At 42.5% G+C, this 20,911-nt stretch carries 19 protein-coding genes; 4 read left to right on the forward strand and 15 right to left on the reverse strand.

Annotation, left to right across the window (positions count from 1 at the left end):
• Nucleotides 1–263: 263 nt before the first annotated feature.
• Together G399_RS0101985 and G399_RS0101990 are read right to left on the reverse strand one after the other, a co-directional pair.
• A complete protein-coding gene (locus G399_RS0101985) occupies nucleotides 264–1,553 on the reverse strand; it encodes a tyrosine-type recombinase/integrase (protein ID WP_006014186.1) in 1,290 nt (429 codons plus the stop codon).
• Nucleotides 1,554–1,720: 167 nt separating this feature from the next.
• Nucleotides 1,721–2,584, reverse strand: a complete 864-nt coding sequence (locus G399_RS0101990) for a YicC/YloC family endoribonuclease (protein ID WP_006014189.1) — start codon at nucleotides 2,582–2,584, stop codon at nucleotides 1,721–1,723.
• Between the two features lie 269 nt (nucleotides 2,585–2,853).
• On the opposite strand from G399_RS0101990, the gene rph reads away from it, so the two are divergent.
• The 3 genes from rph to tusA all read left to right on the forward strand — a co-directional run bounded on the left by rph (nucleotide 2,854) and on the right by tusA (nucleotide 4,672).
• Nucleotides 2,854–3,567 carry a ribonuclease PH gene (gene rph, locus G399_RS0101995; protein WP_006014195.1) on the forward strand — a complete coding sequence of 238 codons (714 nt, stop codon included), beginning with the start codon at nucleotides 2,854–2,856 and terminating at the stop codon, nucleotides 3,565–3,567.
• Nucleotides 3,568–3,697: 130 nt separating this feature from the next.
• Nucleotides 3,698–4,354 (forward strand): orotate phosphoribosyltransferase, encoded by a 657-nt coding sequence (gene pyrE / locus G399_RS0102000; RefSeq protein ID WP_006014197.1) that lies wholly within the window; start codon nucleotides 3,698–3,700, stop codon nucleotides 4,352–4,354.
• Nucleotides 4,355–4,420: 66 nt separating this feature from the next.
• Nucleotides 4,421–4,672 carry a sulfurtransferase TusA gene (tusA, locus tag G399_RS0102005; protein ID WP_006014198.1) on the forward strand — a complete coding sequence of 84 codons (252 nt, stop codon included), beginning with the start codon at nucleotides 4,421–4,423 and terminating at the stop codon, nucleotides 4,670–4,672.
• Between the two features lie 50 nt (nucleotides 4,673–4,722).
• Here the strand turns inward: tusA and G399_RS0102010 are convergent, their stop codons facing one another.
• From G399_RS0102010 to G399_RS0102045, 8 genes are all read right to left on the reverse strand, one after another.
• A complete protein-coding gene (locus G399_RS0102010; RefSeq protein WP_006014200.1) occupies nucleotides 4,723–5,964 on the reverse strand; it encodes an alkaline phosphatase D family protein in 1,242 nt (413 codons plus the stop codon).
• Nucleotides 5,957–7,168, reverse strand: coding sequence for an alkaline phosphatase family protein (locus tag G399_RS0102015; RefSeq protein ID WP_006014201.1), 1,212 nt, complete (start codon nucleotides 7,166–7,168; stop codon nucleotides 5,957–5,959). The genes G399_RS0102010 and G399_RS0102015 overlap by 8 nt, the downstream gene beginning before the upstream one ends.
• 100 nt (nucleotides 7,169–7,268) lie before the next feature.
• Nucleotides 7,269–9,620, reverse strand: coding sequence for a TonB-dependent receptor (locus G399_RS0102020; RefSeq protein WP_006014204.1), 2,352 nt, complete (start codon nucleotides 9,618–9,620; stop codon nucleotides 7,269–7,271).
• 281 nt (nucleotides 9,621–9,901) lie between these two features.
• Nucleotides 9,902–10,660 (reverse strand): class I SAM-dependent methyltransferase, encoded by a 759-nt coding sequence (locus tag G399_RS0102025; RefSeq protein ID WP_006014207.1) that lies wholly within the window; start codon nucleotides 10,658–10,660, stop codon nucleotides 9,902–9,904.
• A 165-nt stretch (nucleotides 10,661–10,825) separates the two neighbouring features.
• Nucleotides 10,826–11,371 carry a YqaA family protein gene (locus G399_RS0102030; RefSeq protein ID WP_051288461.1) on the reverse strand — a complete coding sequence of 182 codons (546 nt, stop codon included), beginning with the start codon at nucleotides 11,369–11,371 and terminating at the stop codon, nucleotides 10,826–10,828.
• Between the two features lie 323 nt (nucleotides 11,372–11,694).
• On the reverse strand, nucleotides 11,695–13,005 hold the full coding sequence (locus tag G399_RS0102035) for a metal-dependent hydrolase family protein (protein ID WP_006014213.1): 1,311 nt from the start codon (nucleotides 13,003–13,005) through the stop codon (nucleotides 11,695–11,697).
• A 411-nt stretch (nucleotides 13,006–13,416) separates the two neighbouring features.
• Nucleotides 13,417–13,980, reverse strand: coding sequence for a DUF1285 domain-containing protein (locus tag G399_RS0102040; protein ID WP_006009185.1), 564 nt, complete (start codon nucleotides 13,978–13,980; stop codon nucleotides 13,417–13,419).
• Nucleotide 13,981: 1 nt separating this feature from the next.
• Nucleotides 13,982–14,869, reverse strand: a complete 888-nt coding sequence (locus G399_RS0102045) for a DUF3014 domain-containing protein (protein ID WP_006009188.1) — start codon at nucleotides 14,867–14,869, stop codon at nucleotides 13,982–13,984.
• Between the two features lie 185 nt (nucleotides 14,870–15,054).
• Between G399_RS0102045 and G399_RS0102050 the strand changes: the two genes are divergently transcribed.
• Entirely contained in the window at nucleotides 15,055–15,366 is a 312-nt protein-coding gene (locus G399_RS0102050) for a DUF6482 family protein (RefSeq protein ID WP_034895841.1), read from the forward strand.
• Between the two features lie 5 nt (nucleotides 15,367–15,371).
• On the opposite strand, the gene G399_RS0102055 is transcribed toward G399_RS0102050, so the two are convergent.
• The 5 genes from G399_RS0102055 to G399_RS0102075 all read right to left on the reverse strand — a co-directional run bounded on the left by G399_RS0102055 (nucleotide 15,372) and on the right by G399_RS0102075 (nucleotide 20,875).
• Complete coding sequence (locus G399_RS0102055; protein WP_006009192.1) at nucleotides 15,372–15,842, reverse strand: EVE domain-containing protein; 471 nt, start codon at nucleotides 15,840–15,842, stop codon at nucleotides 15,372–15,374.
• Nucleotides 15,839–17,185, reverse strand: coding sequence for an ABC1 kinase family protein (locus G399_RS0102060; protein ID WP_006009194.1), 1,347 nt, complete (start codon nucleotides 17,183–17,185; stop codon nucleotides 15,839–15,841). Before G399_RS0102060 ends, G399_RS0102055 begins: the two co-directional genes overlap by 4 nt.
• Before the next feature lie 169 nt (nucleotides 17,186–17,354).
• The gene (locus tag G399_RS0102065; protein ID WP_006009196.1) at nucleotides 17,355–17,636 is read right to left on the reverse strand and encodes a hypothetical protein; all 282 of its coding nucleotides are present in this window, start codon (nucleotides 17,634–17,636) and stop codon (nucleotides 17,355–17,357) included.
• Nucleotides 17,637–17,765: 129 nt separating this feature from the next.
• Nucleotides 17,766–18,383, reverse strand: a complete 618-nt coding sequence (locus tag G399_RS19975) for a DUF6702 family protein (RefSeq protein WP_006009199.1) — start codon at nucleotides 18,381–18,383, stop codon at nucleotides 17,766–17,768.
• 8 nt (nucleotides 18,384–18,391) lie between these two features.
• Nucleotides 18,392–20,875 (reverse strand): M1 family metallopeptidase, encoded by a 2,484-nt coding sequence (locus G399_RS0102075; protein ID WP_006009201.1) that lies wholly within the window; start codon nucleotides 20,873–20,875, stop codon nucleotides 18,392–18,394.
• Nucleotides 20,876–20,911 lie beyond the last annotated feature (36 nt).

The following is a 20,911-nucleotide window of genomic DNA, read 5'->3' on the forward strand; positions in this document are numbered from 1 at the left end:
TAGCTCAAAGACTATTCCGAGAAGGCGAGTCAAATTGACAATGTCATCACAGATTGCGAAACGCAACCAACAAATCTGCATGTGAGCATCAGTGACAGTACTCATTTTTTTGCAAAAGGCAACCGAATTGAAAGTTTATTTACCACCTACTATTTTAATCTAACTCAAAAACCTGTCACAATTTTCAAACAAAAACCATGGCTCCCTAGTTCTTCGGACACTAGTTTGGCCCTGGAAAATCCGTCTTCTCAATCTAAAGAAGATTAAACTATTTTCTTTACCAACTTAGCCATAATTTTGTGAGCTTTAAAACGTTTCTTAAAATATGAATCGCGATTATATATACCTTCAACGCCTTTTTTAAGGTGATTAATAGCTTTTTCTGCTACTTTATCAGCAACATTATTGTCTGACATTATGGTTCGAGTAGAACGTCTTATATCGTGTATAACAAAATACTCAATTCCGGCCTCACCTAAAACATCACCAGTGCTACTGGCTAACTTCCCCGTTTTCTTTCCGAACAAATTTGTTAATGCATGGTTTAATGTATCATCGCTAATATATCCCCTTCGCTTGCTTGCACGACGAGAGGGAAATACGTATGCAGAACCATTTGCTCTGATTTTAAGCTCCTCAAATAACTCAATTGCTAAAGGTGGCAAAGGTATATCTAGCGCGTAACCATTTTTTGAATTTTCCGCTTCCAAAAACCATGTCTGTTTATCAAAGTTCATATGGTTCCATTGAAGAGAAATAAGCTCTCCCTTCCTGACTCCTAGGATCAAAAGAAGCGCTACGGCTAGATAATTCTCACGAGTAAAGTGCGCTTGGTAAGTCCGCATGACTGAAAATATTATTTCCCATTCTTCTATGGTCGGATTTCTAGTTCGCGATTTCTCAGTGCCGCCTGCATCGCTGTTATCAAATGCTAATGCAAGGTTATGGTTAATAACACCAAGTTTCACGCCATGTTTGAATAGTTGTTTCAAGTGGGTAAGCGTGTCGTTTACGATTGTTGGCCTCTGTTCAGTTTTGCGTTCCTTTACAAAATCCAATGCATCCTTTATGTCTAAACCGGTAATACTGTCGAGGCGCAATCCACCTAATATTGATTTGATCTCTTGTTCATAGATGCGGATAGGTATATTAGAGTGTCTAATTTTCACCCTGGCTTTTTCCAGCCAACTTTGAGCGAGATCATCAACGGTTTGAAATTGACTAACTTTGGAGCGCTGTCTTTCTACCAAAGGGTTATGACCATTTTTAACTAAAGCTCTAGCTTCCGCCAATGCAATACGCGCATCGGCTAACGTCATGCGATCAGATTGCTTGCCATAAGTACCCAAAGTCATTCGTCGAGTTTTACCCAAGTAAGTAAATTGGTAAGAAAAAAAACCTGTACCTTCAGCGCTAATTCTTAAAAATAATCCTGTTTCGAGGCGGGTCAAGCTTTCATATCCGTTGTTGACGATTGCTTTGATCGCCGCATCAGTAGCTTTGCCTGCTTTTATTTTATTAACTAATTGATGGTGCTTTTCTTTTGTATCCATATAAACCCAAAAATATGACAGATTTTGTGATTATACATACATTATTATTTCTGTCACAATTTCTGTCATATAAAAAGTTTAATTCTGTCATATTTAAATAAATTCAATTTAATGCTAATTTCAATTAAGGGTATGAAAATATTGAATTAATTAACGCAGATTAATGTTTATTCTATATTCTGGATCTGTTCACGCATCTGCTCAATCAACACCTTCAATTCAACCGCCGATTGCGTTACTTCAGTATTAATTGATTTCGAGCCCAACGTGTTTGCTTCACGATTGAATTCCTGCATCATAAAGTCCAAACGACGACCGACAGCGCCGCCTTTTTTCAATATAGACAGGGTTTCAGTCACGTGCGAATTCAAACGATCCAGTTCTTCTGCAACATCCATTTTTTGTGCAAGCAGCACCATTTCTTGCTCGACCCGCGTGGCGTCTAATTCAATTTGTGCGTCGTTGAACTTGGTGCGAATGCGGTCTTTTTGCCATTCAATAACAGTCGGCATATGCGCAGTCACCTTATTGGATTCGCTCTGGATGGCTTCTAAACGCTGTTGAATGAGTACTTTCATATTGTCGCCTTCACTTGCGCGCGACGCCACAAACTCTGTAAATGTTGCATCAAACGCTTTTAACATGTCAGCTTGAATGGTGTCCATGTCAGCCTCTTGTGCGGCGATAACGCCAGGCCAGCGTAAAATCTCGATCGGGTTAGCGGGGGCAACATCACCTTGCTGCTGAACCCATGCCGCTGCAGCGATAACTTGTTTGGCTAAGTCCTTGTTAACGTTAATGGCGCTCACATTTTCATCATTCATAGTAAAGCGCAATGCACATTCTACTTTGCCGCGCTGCAGGCCTTTACGAAAACGTTCACGTAAGATCGGTTCAAGGCTGCGAAATTGCTCAGGTAGTCTGAAGAAGGTTTCTAGGTAGCGTTGGTTAACCGAGCGAATTTCCCAAACGGCACTGCCCCATTCGGCTTTAATTTCGTGGCGTGCAAATCCAGTCATACTGTAAATCATAGGTGTTCCTTAAAAGCTCTTGCAGCATCGTCGTCGTTAATCAATACGAGGCGATCACAAGTGGCATAAATTGAGTGGTATGCTCGACTGGTTGAATAGTGATGTTTCAACGTTCAATAACCAGCAACAAGCCATTGTTAGTGTAACAGGCTTTATTAAATTGGCGAATCTTGCGCAGTTTTTAAGTTTTTTCCGATAACTTTACTTTACACCTCCCGATCACCGTTTAACTACGCTATAATTCTTGCCTGAATTTTAAGGAGATAAACATGCGTCCAAGCGGCAGAACTGCTAGTCAAATCCGTCCCGTCACAATTACCCGTAATTTTACTTGTCATGCAGAAGGGTCTGTACTGATCGAGTTTGGTAATACCAAAGTGCTTTGCAATGCCTCAGTTGTTGAAGGGGTGCCTCGTTTTATGAAAGGCCAAGGCAAAGGTTGGATTACTGCTGAATACAGCATGTTGCCACGAGCGACGCACACGCGTTCTGATCGTGAAGCCGCGCGTGGTAAACAAGGTGGTCGTACACTCGAAATTCAACGCTTAATTGCGCGTTCATTGCGCGCTGCTGTTGATTTAAAGTTACTAGGCGAAAACACCATTACACTTGATTGCGATGTTATTCAAGCCGATGGAGGCACACGTACAGCGTCTATCACCGGTGCCTGTGTGGCATTGGTTGATGCACTAACGTGGATGCGAGCTAAAGGCATTTTGAAAGCTAACCCAATGAAGCATATGATTGCTGCTGTTTCGGTTGGCATATACAAAGGTAGCCCGATTGCTGATCTTGAGTATCTTGAAGACTCTGCTGCTGAAACTGACATGAACGTGGTAATGACCGACACCGGCAAGCTTATTGAAGTGCAAGGCACTGCTGAAGCTGAACCGTTTAGTTTTGACGAAATGAACGAAATGTTGAGTTTAGCCAAAGACGGCATCATGGAATTATTTGATGCTCAGAAAAGTGCGCTAGCGTAAGTTTCTTTGTCGTCAATACAGACAAGTGAAGAAAAATGAAAGGTCTCATATGAGGCCTTTCACTTATACAGAATTTGAAATGCCACTATTATGGCTCACCTTTTCTGGGTTGATAACAAAGGCGTAAAGAATGCAAACAACTCAACTTCAAGATTACAAAAAAGAATTTATCGAATTTGCAATTGAACGCAAGGTACTGCGTTTTGGTGAGTTCACGTTGAAGTCTGGGCGGTTAAGTCCTTACTTTTTCAATGCTGGCTTGTTCAACACGGGCGGCGACTTAGCCAAGCTGGGTCGATACTACGCAGCGGCGTTGCAAGCCGCTAATGTTGATTTTGATGTCTTGTTTGGTCCTGCTTATAAGGGCATTCCTATTGCGACCACCACAGCGGTCGCTCTAGCAAATGATTATAACCTTGACGTGCCTTATTGTTTTAATCGCAAAGAAGCAAAACTGCATGGTGAAGGTGGCAATTTAGTCGGAAGTCCGCTGCTTGGCAAAATTATGCTGGTGGATGATGTTATTACTGCCGGCACCGCGATCCGTGAGTCTATGCAGCTAATTGCACAACATGATGCGAGTTTGGCCGGTGTGCTGATCGCACTTGACCGTCAGGAACGCGGACAAGGCGAATTGTCGGCCATTCAAGAAGTCGAACGTGACTTCGATACTCACGTGATTTCTATTGTCACCTTAGCGGATGTGGTGGCATATTTGTCGGCCAAAGAAACTAACGCTGACGCTGTGGCAAGTATTAATCATTACCGTGAGAAATACGGCATTTAGCCCAGTGCTATGGCGTTAACAAAGCGCTATGCCGTTAACAAACTGCTATGCCGTTAATAAGGTGCTATGACAGATATATTTGAACAAGCCGACCATCAACTCGACGCGATAGGCCTCAGATGCCCTGAGCCGGTAATGATGATCCGTCTACAAATCCGCAACATGCAGGACGGTGACACCCTGTCTATTTATGCTGATGACCACTCAACAACCCGTGATGTACCGAGTTTTTGTCGCTTTATGCAGCATACCTTGATTGCCAGCGAAGTTGCTGCAGCGCCATATCGATATTTAATTAAAAAAGGCTTAAGTGCTTAAGCCTTGATTGGTTTTGTAGCGGAAATTTGTTTTTAAGGTTTTTAAGGTTTTTAAGGTTGATAAGGCGATAAGCTGGATAATGCGATGTTTTGTTGCATCACAACAGCGCCGTTAACGTCCTTTAAGCCGAAATGAATACTGGGGTCTGTTAAATCCCAGTTAACCGTAAAAAAGCCATAGTTCACTTTATCCGTGTAACCTGAAACCCGATGTTGGTTAGGACTTACTTGCTTCCATTCTTCGGTCAAACCAGAGCTGGTTATGTCCCAAAGCGGATAATCCATGCTGGTATCAAATTTTGATATTTCGCCCCAGTGGGTGTCGCCACTAATAATGAACACGCCATTAACTTTGTGCTTTTTTATCAGATCGAAAAGGCGCTGACGATCATCAAAATTAGCCCATGACTCCCATCCAGTGAAGTCGGCGATGAGTTGCAAGCTTGAACCAATTATTTTGATCCGTTCAGGTTGCTGTAACTCAATCTCTAACCATTGCCATTGTTGCTCGCTTAACATCGACCCTTTGGAGTGCTTGTAAGGCCCCATATCTTTAAGTTTGCGATCCGTTTCATAGCCAACAGGACCGACCGATTCTAGGTCATCTCGCATATATCTTAAATCAGGTAAAATCAATCGAATGGCGTTTAAATCGGTAACATCAGCTTCCTGAATACCCGCTTCCTGCATGCCAGTTTCTTTCATACCAGCTTCTCTAACACCAGTTTCTCTGACACCAGCATCTCTAATACCAGCTTCTCTAAGATCAGCATTGTCTGAGGAAATAAGGTAACTACCGTAAATGCCATCTTCTCTGCTTCTGCGCGGACTGTCTTTGGCTACATTCCAGAAGTCGAGCATGACTTCTTTAGACTCTGCTTTGAACGGATAGTGTTTTCCAGCATCGTTTTCACCAAAATCGTGGTCATCCCAAATGGCATAAACCGCTACCCTACTTTTTAAGGCCTTGACGCCTGGGTCCTGCCCCAGTTTGTTATATTTTTGCGCAAGCTCCTGCATATCCTCGGTGTCGCCATAAATGTTGTCCCCGAGGAAAATAAACGCGTCTGCAGGTTCTCGTAAAATAGCATCAAAAATCGGCATGGCTTTATCTTGATGTGAACACGAACCAAATAGAATATGTGTCACCTTGCTTGCTTGTATAGAAATTGGTGGCGCTGTGGGCAGTTCTTGAGCGGCGACCATTGAACCAATAAATCCACTGACAAATAAGAATACAAAAAAGCTCGATATCAATAAGGCTTTTGCTGCTAGTTGGCGAATACTATTCATGCATAACTCCTTTTAATGGCGCTGCTGCGGCAATATCGTATTGGCTGACGTCAATGCCGAGTAAAGCCAATGCGGTGGCTGCAAATTGAGTTTGTGTTAATTCACTGGTGGTGGTTAACAGTCCTTGGCTTTTAATATCAGGACCCATTGCGGCAAACCAAATATGCTCCGAACCAACAATACCATCTTTGAAGCGGGATAATGTGGTCATGTAGTTTTGTACTGCTTGTTTTGAAGCATGGTGTTGCCAGTCACTCGCGTCGTTGCCGCGACCGTGATCGGTAATAATGATCATGTTGGTGTTATTTTTATATGCAGGCATGTTTTGCATTGTTGCCCATAAGTCACGCAGATAATCATCAGTTTGTTTGGCGCTATCTAAATACGCATCATATTTTCCATTATGCGCAAAATCGTCAGTTTCCCCTAAATTGATGACCAACACTTTAGGCTGCATTGCTTGTAAATAAAGCTTGGCGAAGCCATAAGTGAAGGCGTCGTGTCTTACCGTCGCCCAGGGGCTGGGTATCTCAGCTTGTAACTGGTTCATCAACTGTATTTTAGTTGCTGTATGCTTGTCTTGTGAACTTTTTGGAGTGCTTTGTATGGACGACATGTCCTCAAATCCAGCATTAATAAACAGGCCGCTGCGCTCTCTATTGTAGATAAACGGAAATACATCCCAACCTGAGAAGATGGCAATTTGATTTTTGAAACTGGCTTGCTTGTTCAACCATTCCAAAAAGGTGACATTTGGATTTAAAACTTTTGCATTTGATGTCAAATTGTCGTCAACTTTGCCGGTAAATATTTCGTTATAGCCAGGGAAAGAAAAGTGCTGATTATTAGTTAATGACATCTTTGACTGATTATTACGGTCGCCAATTAATACGCCGTTTTTACCTATCTCGTTGGTCAAAAAGGGCATCAAGCGGTTTTTACGCTCTTGTTTATCGGGGTGCCAAAAGCGAGCGCTTAGCGCATCAACATTATTTACCAAATCTTTATTATTAAGCAGCTTTTCATCAGCGCCGCCAAACGCTTCCTGCCAGCGTAAGCCATCGATAGTGACAATAACCAACTTTGCTGTTTTCGTGTTTTCCAATGCAGTTGCCTTGGCCACAGGTGCTAAACTAAACAACAGGGAAATTAAGATCACGCAAGTGACACTTTTCAAACAAACTACACTTACATTCGGGCGCATTGTCATTCCTTTAAATAAACAAAAAAGCCCTGACCAATGTGGTCAGGGTATATAAAATGCCTCAGCGAGGAGACAAGGAAACAACCCGTTAAATGCTTAATTAAAAGCTAAATTGTAAATTGACTGCCGCTGTTCTCGGTGCGCCAATCCATGCAGATTGCCCTGCAATACCGCTTAGATAACTCTCGTCAGTGAGGTTATTCAGGGTAAATCGAACTTGCATATTTTGTATGCCTTGAACTTCTAAATCAACGTTCACACCCGCATATAAATCAGTCACGGTGTACGCCTCAGCGACAACGGTGTTTGCAGCATCAATAAAGCGGTCACCCACATGTTTAATGGATAAACCGGCGCCGTAATTACCCTTGTTGTAATCCAATGACGTCACCCACATATCTTCAACCGATCCGAATACCGTATTGCCCACTTGTATATTCAAACCCAGTTCATCAGGTACGTCTTTGTATAGCGATTCGTTGCTAGTAAATGAGCCATAAAAGCTGAAGTATTCTGATAACTGTACGCTAACCGATGCTTCGATACCTTGCGATTCAATACCACCAACGTTGATGTAGGAGCCATTTGTACCAATATTAAAATCAATGCCTGAAACAGGTGAATCGGGTGGCAGGAAGGTAACTCGGTTTTCGAAATCTATTTTGTAAAATGTAACGCTGGCGTCGATAACGTCGGAGTTGTAACGCAAACCAATATCGAAATTTGTCGCCGTTTCAGGCTTAATTTCGGTAAGTGTTGATGAATCTCTCTCAAGCACTGTGTCTTTGATTGCAGCGAAGTTTTCAGCATAACCAGCAAATACTTCTAAGCCTTCAAGTGGCATAGTTGCTACAAATCCACCAGAAATTAGTACGTCCGAATCGGAATCGACATTATCAATATTATTAGCTGCATTGAAGTTATCATCCTTACTTAACTCAACAATGAATTTCTTAGCGCCAATTCGTGCTTTAATCCAATCAAAATCAGTTTCGTTTTCGATATAAAGCATTGTCGTGTCAACCGCAAAGCTGTTGTCGTACTGGATCCAGTAAGGTGTGTTATCGAATTCAAAACTGGATGCTGAATCAATGATTTTATGCCAATCACGATACTCATCTCGGCTATAGTCTTCATACCAAAGACCGGCACGAGTTGAGTTCTCCAGTGATCCCGTTTGGATAGTGTATGCAATGTCTGCGTTTAGGCCAAAGCGTTGCTTGCCATAATGCGTATGGCGATACGAGCCTACTGGGATCGCTTCAGGACCAAAACAGTCGGCGTCATAGGCAGAGCTAGCACCGCCGTATGGGAATGTAATCGAACTTACACAACCATCTGCTGGTGATAAGGCAAGACCATCACGATCAACGAATGTAATGATGCCTCTTGAGCTGCCGCCCATTGCGGTTGTTTGCGACGATAACTCTGTTTCTGCGCGGCCAGTATCGTCGGTTAAATCATTCAGATAAGGAGGAACCCAATCGCCACGACCTTCATTGTCATGGTAATAAACGTTACTTGAAAAGCTGAGGTTATCCCCAGCATAATCTAAGGCGACGTAAGCGAAGAAATTTTCACGTAATGTAGACCAACCTTTGCGATACAATTGATCAACATAAGGTACGCCAGTCCATTCTGAGGTTAGTCGATCCGAGTCTGGGTTGGTTTCAAATTGAGCTTTGCTAACACGTTGATAGTTATCTTCGTGTGAATCGTCATAAGACGCGTAAGCTGTTAATCCCCAATTGTCATTTAAGTCAGATATGAGTTTGGCCGCCAGATGGTCTTTCTTATTTTCAGCCGATTGATTAACCCAATCTGTGTTGCTGCTGCTCGATACGCTAATCCAGGCAAATGTGTCTCTTGCTATTTCACCCGTGTTGTAGCGTAAAAAGTATTTTTGCGCTTGAAAATCACCAAATGACAAGCTGGTTAAAAAGCCTTCTTCTTGCGTTGGATCGATTGTGGTGAAATTGAGCGTACCACCCAAAGCTTCATTTGAGCGCGAGGCTATATCTGCGGTACCTTGAGATACTTCAACTAGATACAGGTTTTCGGTATCAATGTAGCGGTTAGCTTTGGCACCACCACCGTAGTTAGAGTTGCCGTTGGCTATCCCATCAACGGTAATACCAATCTGCTGTTCATCTAAACTTACCTGAAAGCCACGAATAGAGATTGTGGTTGACCAGTCATCTGATCCAAACGTATCACCTTCGTTGATTAACACGCCAGGCAAGTTATCAATAGAGGCAAGCACACTAGTAAGATTACTTTGCTGCTTTAACATTGACTCCGTTGTTTCGTTATTTGCATACGAAACGCTTTTACCAATAACCTGAATTTTCTCAACGCCAGAATCATCTAGATCTGCGGTTTCTGCTGCTTTTACCTGTGTATTAAGGGCGGCTAAACAAGCCAGTGTGATGTAACTGAATTTAGTGTTCATGAAAGCGTCCCAGTTCTAATTTGTGTATTAAGTTTAAAATGCACGACTACTGTAGGGAGCTTTAATGGCAATTACTTTACAGAAAAATGAACAAATTTAGTCATTTACATGACAGTGATGTGGCAATAATATGACCAAAAAATGACAGGCTTGATACTACGGGGGCTTAATGGGGTTTAAAAAAAAAGAGTCTGGGTTAGCAAATCGAATTATTAATTAATATCGATCCAGTATCCTGACTCCTTCTATTGTTTATAGTTTTGTCTGTAGTTTTTTGTAGTCTAGTTTTTAGGCTTAATGAACTTGATTGTCCAGCGATCAGTGTTACCTGATACAGAGCGAGCGCCTACTTCATATTCCAACTCGTCATCTTCTTTATAGTGCATGCTGCTGTAGTCAACCATGACGAAACCGGCTTCTTGGATCTCTTTGATAGCCATTACCGGGTCAATACGACGGCGGTTACTGTCGTTTGACGGTTCCATGTGACGGGCAGTGTGGTCGACAACACCATAAATACCACCTGGCTTTAAGGCTTCAAACGCAAGTTCGTTCATTTTTCTACGACCTTGTTCACCAAAGTTATGATAGTTACGAAAGGTAAGAACCATATCAACATCCTTTACGCCTAAGGTTGTCGCTTTTAACGAATAATTACGAGCGCCTTCTTCACGAAAGCTACTCGCATCCTCAGCAATGACTTTCATTTTTTCAAAACCAGCGACGTCAGATAAAGTCTCTTTAATTCTCCCAGTACCAATTGCCGCGTAGTATTCACCACTTTCGCTTAATGCAGGAACCAGTAATTTTGTATACCAACCACCGCCAGGAATTAGCTCTACAACGCTCATGTTATCTTCAAGGCCAAAAAATTCTAAGGTTTGAACCGGCTTGCGGTTTCTATCGCGTTCGAGTTCTGCTTGGGTCCTAATATCTGAGGCCATTGCCGTTTTAATTTTATCGCCAATGGGCGCCGCAATCGACAATGCTGAAGCGCTCAATAGCGCACAAGCTAAACTAAGTGAAACTAACTTTTTCATGATTTTTCCTTTATCGTTTTTAAGTTATTGTTGTTAATAATTAATACTTAGCAGCGAACTGTTTTGGTTTGCCGGTATCATTTTTTGAATTACAAGATTGTTGTGCTTTGTATCAATTCAAACTTGTCGAAATGATACTTTTCTCTTTCTCTTTCTCTTTCGTTTTCATTTAAAAAGGATCAGCCACCAGACCAATCCAACGATGCACAAAGCCAATATTCCAGCTTGCCACTTGTACCTTCTTATTAGCTTTTCGGCTTTGTCACCAAAGCAATAAACCAACACCGCTAGCCCGAAGTAGCGGATCACTCTGCCCATTGCTGTCGCTAATAAAAACAATGGAATTGAATAAGCAGTTACACCTGCGGCCAACATAGCTATTTGCAGTGGTATTGGTGTTATACCTGTACTAAATATAAACCAAAATCCATCGGTTTCCATGCGTTTTTGAAAACTAGCAAATTGTGCTTCAGTGGTCATATTTTGCATGATGAAATCGCGCATTAGGTCAAACAGGAAATAACCCACCAAATAACCCAATAATGCACCAATTAGACAACCTATAGTTGCCATTAGTGCAATTAACCAAAGCTTCTCACGCCGTTTCTGCATAAGCGGAACTAACAATGCTTCGAGCGGAATAGGCATGATCGTTGACTCTAATAATGATGCCAGAGTTATACTCGACAGCATGTGTTTAGAGTGCATCATTGCGTGAATTTTTTTCTTTATGGACACGACATCTTAGCTTTTTAAAAGGGAGGCTTCTTTAGTAGTGGCCTCAAAACTGAATGGGTAGCCCAAAATAAAACAAGCAGCCTATATCGGCTGCCTGTTAAAACCTGAGTTAATACGGAGCTAATTTTACGCTTAAACAGCCTTGAGCCAGAAAAAAAGCCTTGAGCCAGAAAAAAAGCCTTGAGCCAGAAAAAAAGCCTTGAGCCAGAAAAAAAGCCTTGAGCTAATAAAACAGCCTTGAGCTAATAAAAAAGCCTTGAGCTAATAAAAACCCCTTGGCCTGATAACTACTAAGACTAATTTTTAAATACCGTTCCGTCTTTCATCACAAAGTGGATTTTTTCCATCAACGAAATATCATCCAGTGGATTACCTTTTACCGCCACTAAATCGGCCAACTTACCTTGCGTTATAGTGCCAAGTTCTTTGTCGATTTTTAATAATTTTGCGGCGTTAATTGTGGCACTCAATATCGCATCCATTTCTGACATACCCGCTTGTACCATAAGGGCAAACTCTTGCGCATTGTCGCCATGCGGAGACACACCAGAATCAGTACCAAATGCAATTAATACACCGTTTTCGTGGGCTCGGGCAAACGTTTGTTGGATCAAAGGACCAATGGCAGCTGCCTTTGGGCGCACAATGTCAGGAAAATAACCATCTATTTTAGCTTTCTCTGCAACAAAGTTACCTGCCAATATAGTGGGTACGTAGTAAACGTCATGTTTGCGCATGAGTTTAATGATTTCTTTGTCCATGTAGGTACCATGCTCAATGGAATCAACGCCAGCTAAAATAGCACGCCTCATGCCTTCCTTTCCATGCGCATGCACCGCAACTGTCATGCCATAGTCTTTTGCTGTTTGCACAATTGCTTCTAACTCATCGGTCATGAACTGCGGGTTTTGTCCACTTTTTGCAACACTCAACACACCGCCTGTTGCGGTTATTTTAATTAAATCAGCACCGTCTTTATAGCGTTGACGAACCGCTTTTCTGGCCTCTGCAACACCGTTTATAACACCGTCACGTGGCCCAGGATCGCCCATTAAATCATGACTTCTACCGTTAGTTGGGTCGGCATGGCCGCCGGTAGTAGCAATCGATTTTGCTGCTGTATAAATACGCGGTCCGACACTAACCCCTTGGTTAATCGATTTACGCAAAGCCACCGTTTCGTTGTCAGCATCGCCAAGATTTCGTACGGTTGTAAAACCAGCCATTAAGGTTTTATGCGCATAATCGACAGCGGCAATTGCATAATCAGCTTCATTGGACGTAAAGCGCTTTAAGTAGGAGCTAGGGCCTTCATTTTGAGACGATAAGTGCACATGCATGTCCATTAGGCCCGGCATGAGCGTGCTGCCAGTCAAATCGATGAAAGTATCACCGTCGCCACCCTCGTCTTTGCCATCAACGATGTTAATAATTTTGTTGTTTTCGACGATAACAGTCTTATCACTCTGCATTTTTGAATCTTCAGAGGTGATGAGCTGACTGGCAAAAATATGCGTTGCTGCGTGTGCTTGAGCGGTCACTAGCAAAGCGGCAACAACCAATGCTACTTTTGCAATCTGTGAGCTATGGAATAGATTTTTTTTCATTCTATTTATTTTCGTCCTAGTTTGTGTGCGATCTTCAATAGCTACACATTAGGATAAAATTGTGAGCAAATCAAAAGATTATGATATTTAGCCACAAATATAGTTGTTAACGAGATGATATCTAATGATTTACGGTTTGGGATTAACATCAACAAGGGTTGCTTATATGCACCGTTACTGCGGTTTGCATTCACTGGATGATTTCTTTGCACTCAATCAGAAGCGCTCAATCAGAAGCTCTCAATCAGAAGCGCTCAATCAGAAGCTCTCAATCAGAAGCTCTCAATCAGAAGCTCTCAATCAGAAGCCTTTCATCACGAGCCTTCTATCACAAGCCTTCTATCACGAGCCTTCTATCACGAGCCTTCTATCACGAGCAATGCATACATATCATTTAGTCAGTATGGGCACTTAGAATACACCTAAACTAAATTCGTAATGATTACTTTTGATGATTAACTCTTTGCCTTTATCAGTGCTTGTTTCGGTAGCTATTTCAGCCCATTGATACATGACGTTTTGGTGCAGTCTTGCCCATAAATTACGTCTAATTAAGCAATAAGGAACGAGTGTTGCAGTATTATCCAAATCGTTACCTTCTGCTGTAAAAGGTCTGAGTTGTATCGGGTGGTTTTCTCCGACGTTAACTTCATCTCCAATTTGAGTTTTTACTAGCAATACCCCTTTTTCAAAGCGCCAGTCGACCACAATAAAGGGAACATCTTCCACTTGAATACCAATTTTTTCCACCGGCGTGACCAAAAAATAGGCCTCATCTTCTTTTTTGAGCACGCTGGATAACAAGCTAACCAGTCTAGCACGAGTGAAAGGCGTACCCTCATGCCACCATTCACCGTTGCTTTTTATGACTAAGTTCATGTCACCGCAAAATGGCGGATCCCACTTCTCCACAGGCGGCATTTGCTTTGTGGGCGATGTATCGCTGAGTTGCTGAGTTAGCTTGCCTAAATCCATATTACTTTTGCAACGCGTCTTGTAAATCTCGCAATATGTCTTTTATTCTCCGGGTGTTTTCCGGGCCTGTTCTTATCAATTGTTTTTGTGGACCAGATAACGCCTCGATCTGTTCATCTTTAAATTTAAACATAACGCTATCGGAATAAACTTCAATAGGCAGAGGCACAATTGGGGTATCAAGTAATTCATCGATAGCCGTCAATAGCGCGCTGTTAAAAGACGTATTGGGCGGCGAAATTTCCGCAAACTTAGCTTCTAGTGTCTCACGATAAGTATCCATCAGATTAATTAAATCGTCGGTGCTCATCGATTCAAGCGCATCAATATAAGTGTTATAGCGTTTGTAACTTGCGGTGTCTATCCACTCACGATCCGCCTGCTGATAAACGCGGAACTCTTCTTCGGGTGCAACGACTAAACTATGATTAGGTGACATCTCTTTATTAGCGATGCTGTTTACATTAATCACAAACTTCTGCAGTAAGCCCTCGTTTATTAGGTATTTTCCAACCAGTGGTGATGTCGCCATAGTCATAAATGCATTCTTTACGGCTCCGTCACTTTCATCTAGCGGCTCAGCTGTAACGATTTCAGGCAGTGGCTCAATGTCTTGTCCTGCCTCAATTTCAAGTGACTGTATTTCACGTGTTCCTTCGAAAACGTCTGGCTCAGGGGGCATATTTTCAGAACCATCGGGGTCTGTAAGCTCATCAACAGCGGGCAGTACTGGTACGGCGGCAACAGGCATTAAATTAATCGGTTGCTCTTGCTCGGAATTTGGCCATAAAAACGCAACCACTAAGATTACAATTAAGACCCCCGCAGCAATAAGATACGGCTTCATTTGCGCAATTTGACTGGGTGATTGTGCTTCTTGATCTGACATTTATGCCTCTCTTTGCTTTTCGTAAAATATGACTATTGCTTAGTATAGTCAAGTCCAGCGTTTGTGCCTATAGCATAGCAGTTATGACACACGCTTATTTATAAGGTTCATGATATATTTTGAAATGAACTTTTAGCGCTTATATTGGTATTTATATAATACTAAAAAGTAAAGTCTAATTATATATGAACGTAAAATATGCAATGGCGAAGCTGGCAAGAAAAAAACATCATATTGAACGCTTAGAAGTACAATCGTTTGAAATGAATGTATATTTAGTCAAGGTGACGATTGCAGGTGAATCAGGTTTTGTAACCGACAAAAACGATAGCCCAATGCGATTTCACAACTCGCAAATGGTAAGAGATATGTTCGAACATTGTAATATTGATAATGCCGTGATGACGCATGACTCGCCGTATGATGAAATGATTGGCAACCCAATGAAAAAAAGTGATTTGACCGAGATGCCTTTTTCAATGGATCAACCTTACTAGCGTGACTAAGCGCTTCTTGCTGCAGCTAACAAAATATCAAATTCTAACGCGTTAACCGGCATGACTGACAACCGTCCTCCTTTCTTTACTAAGCCAATGTCGATGATACTGGGCATCTGCTTGATACTTGCCAAGGGCAAGATGCGTTCAAAAGTCTCGACATGCTCTAGCTCAACCATGCACCAACGCGGATTATCGGATGCTGACTTAGGATCGAAATAACGACTTTCGGGATTGAATTGGCTTGGATCAGTCAGTCCTGTGTCACTTACTCGGGCTAATCCAGCAATACCAATATGTTGGCAACTTGAGTGATAAATAAATGCCAAATCGCCGACCTTCATTGTATCTCGCATAAAATTGCGTGCTTGATAATTACGAATGCCATCCCACCCTTCACGCTTGTTTGGTTGGTTAGCCAAGTCGTGAATACTAAACGCATCGGGTTCCGTTTTGAACAGCCAATATTGTGTCATGTTTCATCGCTCGGTTGCTTTGCGCTTTGCATTAAGTAAGGAGCAAGTACGCCTTTAAAATCCAGCGTTGCACCTAATTTATTGACTAGCAGTATCATGCCTGTAATTTTACGATTTACCAAGGCAACCTCAAATATAGGAGATGTTGCGGCTGTCTTGTCGATAATTAGTGGCATGCTAACTTGCTGAATCCGTTTAATTAATTGTTGTTTTTTTAAGTTGTAGCCAGTGTTACTTTGCAAGCAATCGCTGGCTTCAAAACATGCCTTTAGGACAGTATCGATGGCCGCAGCACTCATGTTATGGTCAACTAAACCAAGCGAATATAGGGCTGAGCGCATGTCATTATTATCTTGGCGCTGCATAGCATCGGCCATCGCAAGATAATGCATTGAGGTATGTTGAGAAATTTGCCGGCAGGCTCCAAAATCGAGTAACACTATTTTTTGAGTGTCGCTCTGATACAAATAATTGGCAAAGTTGGGGTCACTTTGCATGAGTTTATGTGTGAACAATTCTTGGTAGGTCAAGTGCATTAACTGGGTACATACCAGATCCACTATATCAGTACTCATGGCACTGATATCGGTGATCGCAGAACCTTCGATGTATTCCATCGCTAATATGTTTTGGTCAGTTAGCTCATCAACCACAAAGGGCACAATAAAATGAGGGTGGTTGCGCAGATTTGCGCGATAGGCCTTAAGAAATTTGGCCTCTTGTAAATAATTAGTTTCGTTTTTAAGTTGTGCTTTTGCTTCAGTGAGTAAGCTACTTAGGTCGATATGTTTAGGTAATACCGCGCTCAGTTTTAGTAAACTCATGACGTTATCAATGTCACTGTCAATGCTTTCTCTTACGCCCGGATATTGAACTTTAATAGCAAGTTGACGACCATCTTTTAGTGTTGCTCGATGAACCTGCCCGATGCTAGCGGAGGCGATGGGGGAAAATGAAAAATAACTAAATTGCTTATGCCAGTCTTTTGACCAAGACGCTTCCAGTGTTTTGAGTAGCTGTGCTTTAGGCATTGGGTCGGCTTCTTGGCGCAGGCGTGAAAGAATGGGTTCCCATTCAGCAGGCAGCAATTCACCTGCATCCATGGAGAGTAATTGACCAAGTTTCATGGCAGCGCCGCGCATGTGTGCTAGACGCTTGGTAATAGATACCGCGTTGTCGGTATTGAGTAAGGACTGACTTAATGATGGGCGTTGGCCACTAAGAATTTGTTTGGTAGTGCCTTTAACAATATTACCAGCGACAGCAGAGGCCAAACCACCAAACTTAGCTAAACGAGCCAGTCTTCCTGATGGTATTTTTCGCCCGTTGCGTTTTTCTGTCATAGTAAAATTAATCCGTTGGGCACGTTAACTCGGTTACCTTTGATGCGCTTAACGCAGCTTTCTTGGTGTTTGCAGAGGGTTTTCTGTGTGCAAAAATTATGCATTCTTGTGTTGTTCAAACGCTTGATTTATGTGCTTGCATATCAGCGAGTGTCACTACTGTAGAGACTTAAACCGAGGTAACTAGAGGTGCGAGTACGAAACACAACATGCCAAACACGCTGCCTATACCAAAACCAATCCAGCCATTTTTGCCGATGTAACGAGCAACTATACCGGCAAATAATCCACACCAAAGCATAACACTATAAACTGAGTCAATAACCCCAACACCTGCACCACTAAACAATGCGAACAAAATGAAAATACACATCGAGGCTGACATGATCACCCAAACTATGTTTTTCTTGTTCTTAAACTCATCTAAGGGATTATATTTTTTATCTGACATAGGTTTCTCTTATTCTTACTTATATTAGGCGGACTCGGTTTTTAACGCTGTGGCTGCAAACGATGCTGTGGCAGCAAATTGAGAGGCATCGAACGTGACGGCTTTATCACCGCGCGTCCGATTACAGCATTAATGATGCGTAAACTCTACACTTAATAGCTCAGTACTGTCAGTAAAAGTTAATGTTTGAATGTCACCCATGCCTTCAACGTTAATCGTATTGGTCTGTTTATACCAAATGTCTCTTAGCGCATTGTGCTGAATGTATAGCCCGGCTAAATTGGCTGGCGCTGGTGTTTCTTGGTAAACCCAAACGTGTTTTCCCTCCAACTCTGTGCCAACAAAGGACAGCGGCAATTGCGTTTTGTTCATATCGTAGATGGCAAACCGATTGACCACGTACTGAGCAAAATCAGACTGGGTTTTTTCACTATTCATAATATCCGCGTCACCATCAAAAATTTCTTTTACCGCATGCTCTGCATCATGTAAATCGAATCGATGCGTGACTTCTAGGTTTTTCGTTCGTGGATTGAAAAGTACGGTAGTGATTGCCATTTTTTGCTGATGAGCAATGGCGTTATTAACGTTCAATACGCCAACACCCATGGCCGCAGTAAAAAAGCCAGTGATAACAAACGAGCTAATTGCGACTGCGGTGACTGGCGTAAAACGTGCTAATAATGAAAGCACAAGTGACAAAATTGTCACCTGCGCTTTAGTTTTTGAAGTAATTTTTAGACTCATATTAGTGACTAACTCTCATCTTCTTCGTCTTGCTTTTTTTTCAATTCTTCAGCAGATTTAAGTTTAGCTTTACTGTCTTGCATCAAATCACGGCGCACACCTGATGTGCTGCTATCAGCCTTGTAAGCTTCTATGCGTGAAGGAATGATGCGACGAGGATAGTGATTGTTTTCAATATCGACGTCCGCTGTTTCCCAATGGGGGTCAACAGTCACTGACGTCAATACTTTACCTTTCTCAGTCACCACAAGCTTAGAAACTGCCTTCGGACTGCGACGCCAAATTTCAGCTGGAATGTACATGTTATCTTTGCTGCCATCTTCAAATTCGAGCTCAAGAATAATCGGCATAACCAAACCACCTATGTTTGAGAAGTCCAAAACATAGTAATTTTTGTCTTCTTTTATTGCGCGTTCAAAGACACGTTTCTCCCAAGGGTCTAACTCGCTGACGAATGAACGATAGGTGTTACGTTCCTTATTGGTTACAGTGAAGCGATCGTTTTGGTCGTAAAAATCCTTAACATCCGCGTTGCGATCAATCCACAAATCAATGCCTTGTGCTTTGTTACGCTGGTCAGTCAGAGACACTGGTTTGTCCATTTCAGCGTCGCGTTGGCGAGCAAAATCGATGTCAGGATCCTCAGTATCTAAACGTAACTTGTAAACGTGATCCAATGAGATATCAACATGGTCAGTAGAGTAGAACCATCCTCGCCAGAACCAATCGAGATCAACACCAGAGGCCTCTTCCATGCTCCGGAAAAAGTCAGCCGGAGTGGGGCGTTTGAACATCCAACGCTGCGCATATTCTTTGAATGCGAAGTCAAACAAGTCACGGCCCAGAATGGTTTCGCGCAAAATATTTAATGCAGCAGCTGGTTTGGTATAAGCATTAGGACCCAACCGCAAGACAGAATCTGATTGCGTCATGATCGGCACCTGAGTACTTGACTTCATGTAGCCTGTCACATCCCGTGGCTCAACACCCCAAGGGATTGTTGGATCCCACTCACGACCAGCAACACCGTCTAAGAAGCTATTTAAACCTTCGTCCATCCAAGTCCATTGGCGTTCATCAGAGTTAACAATCATTGGAAAGTAGTTGTGACCAACTTCATGAATAACCACGCCAATTAAGAAGCGCTTTTCCGCCAAAGAATAAGTGCGTTCGCCATCGTCTTGTAATTCAGTGCGTGGACCATTGAACGAGATCATAGGGTATTCCATGCCGCCGACTGGACCATTCACCGATTGCGCAACAGGATACGGATAATCAAACGAAAAGCGGCTATACACTTCCATCGTGTGAATAACTGATTCAGTGCTGTACTTTTCCCATAAATCACCACCCTCTTTAGGATAGAAAGACATTGCCATAACTAATGGACGTTCTTCTCCGCCCTGGCTGTAACCTTTGGCATCCCATATAAACTTACGTGAGCTAGCCCAAGCAAAATCCCTTACGTTTTGTGCTATAAAACGCCAGGTTTTTGATTTTGACGTGCCTTCTTTCTCGTTTTCTAAGGCTTCTTCAGCCGTCACAATAAATACCGGACGCTTGGCTGTTTCGGCTTTCTCTAAGCGTTTACGCTGCGCGTTTGTTAACACATCTTTGGCGTTTGCCAATTCGCCTGTTGATGACACGATATGATCAGCAGGAACCGTGATACTAACGTCATAGTTACCAAATTCTAAGGTGAATTCGCCACGACCAATAAATTCTTTGTTGGTCCAAGCTTCATAGTCAGTGTAGGCCGCTAAGCGGGGAAACCATTGAGCAAGCAAGAATATATCATTACCGCCTTCACGCTCATCGTCTGCAAAGTGTTCGTATCCAGCACGGGCTGATACGGCGTCTTCTTCAACAATATTAAACGCAAAATCAAGCTTGAGTATAGTACTGGCGTTTGGCTTAAGTGGTGACGCAAGATCAACTCTCATGAGCGTGCCAACAATCACATGTTTTAGGGCATTGCCATTACCGTCAGCGACTTTTTGTAGATCGTAACCCAACTCAGTATCAGCAACAAACTGTTGACGACGCAAAGCACCTAAGCTTAAACGCGCGGGTGAATCTCCGCTTGCGCCTTTGGATACTGGCCCACGATTGCCGATACCGCCAAAGGTACTCGTTAGCGCGGACATGGAGTCGTCACGAAATTTGTTTTGGTCTAATTGGATCCACAAATACTTAAGGGTGTCGGGTGAGTTATTTTTATAAGTGATGCTCTGTGACGCAGTTATTCTTCGTTCTGCTTCATCAAGCTTCACATCAATAACGTAATCAACTTTTTGCTGCCAATACATATGGCCGGGTTCACCTGCTGCATTGCGGTAGACATTCGGCGTGGGCAGAACTTCGTCAAGTTGACGGAATTTGTCTTCAAAATTACCTTTGGTTTGTTGAATGGCGGAACTTGCATTGCTACTTAGAGAAAGAAAGCCGGCTGCACATATAAGTGCAACAAGCGAGACTCGCGTTAATGACATGTATTTTTCCTTATTACCGATTGGTCGATGTTTTGT

This window comes from Brumicola pallidula DSM 14239 = ACAM 615 (assembly GCF_000428905.1).
GTDB classification, from domain to species: Bacteria; Pseudomonadota; Gammaproteobacteria; order Enterobacterales; family Alteromonadaceae; genus Glaciecola; species Glaciecola pallidula.

Coding starts and splice junctions, on each gene's coding strand:
- G399_RS0102055 (WP_006009192.1), bottom strand. CDS start 15,842: ATGACACAATATTGGCTGTTCAAAACGGAACCCGATGCGTTTAGTATT.
- G399_RS0102065 (WP_006009196.1), bottom strand. CDS start 17,636: ATGTCAGATAAAAAATATAATCCCTTAGATGAGTTTAAGAACAAGAAA.
- rph (WP_006014195.1), top strand. CDS start 2,854: ATGCGTCCAAGCGGCAGAACTGCTAGTCAAATCCGTCCCGTCACAATT.
- G399_RS0102040 (WP_006009185.1), bottom strand. CDS start 13,980: ATGGATTTAGGCAAGCTAACTCAGCAACTCAGCGATACATCGCCCACA.
- G399_RS0102030 (WP_051288461.1), bottom strand. CDS start 11,371: ATGATGCACTCTAAACACATGCTGTCGAGTATAACTCTGGCATCATTA.
- G399_RS0102035 (WP_006014213.1), bottom strand. CDS start 13,005: ATGAAAAAAAATCTATTCCATAGCTCACAGATTGCAAAAGTAGCATTG.
- G399_RS0102020 (WP_006014204.1), bottom strand. CDS start 9,620: ATGAACACTAAATTCAGTTACATCACACTGGCTTGTTTAGCCGCCCTT.
- G399_RS0101990 (WP_006014189.1), bottom strand. CDS start 2,584: ATGATTTACAGTATGACTGGATTTGCACGCCACGAAATTAAAGCCGAA.
- G399_RS0102045 (WP_006009188.1), bottom strand. CDS start 14,869: ATGTCAGATCAAGAAGCACAATCACCCAGTCAAATTGCGCAAATGAAG.
- G399_RS19975 (WP_006009199.1), bottom strand. CDS start 18,383: ATGAGTCTAAAAATTACTTCAAAAACTAAAGCGCAGGTGACAATTTTG.
- tusA (WP_006014198.1), top strand. CDS start 4,421: ATGACAGATATATTTGAACAAGCCGACCATCAACTCGACGCGATAGGC.
- G399_RS0102010 (WP_006014200.1), bottom strand. CDS start 5,964: ATGAATAGTATTCGCCAACTAGCAGCAAAAGCCTTATTGATATCGAGC.
- G399_RS0101985 (WP_006014186.1), bottom strand. CDS start 1,553: ATGGATACAAAAGAAAAGCACCATCAATTAGTTAATAAAATAAAAGCA.
- G399_RS0102015 (WP_006014201.1), bottom strand. CDS start 7,168: ATGCGCCCGAATGTAAGTGTAGTTTGTTTGAAAAGTGTCACTTGCGTG.
- pyrE (WP_006014197.1), top strand. CDS start 3,698: ATGCAAACAACTCAACTTCAAGATTACAAAAAAGAATTTATCGAATTT.
- G399_RS0102025 (WP_006014207.1), bottom strand. CDS start 10,660: ATGAAAAAGTTAGTTTCACTTAGTTTAGCTTGTGCGCTATTGAGCGCT.
- G399_RS0102050 (WP_034895841.1), top strand. CDS start 15,055: ATGAACGTAAAATATGCAATGGCGAAGCTGGCAAGAAAAAAACATCAT.
- G399_RS0102060 (WP_006009194.1), bottom strand. CDS start 17,185: ATGACAGAAAAACGCAACGGGCGAAAAATACCATCAGGAAGACTGGCT.
- G399_RS0102075 (WP_006009201.1), bottom strand. CDS start 20,875: ATGTCATTAACGCGAGTCTCGCTTGTTGCACTTATATGTGCAGCCGGC.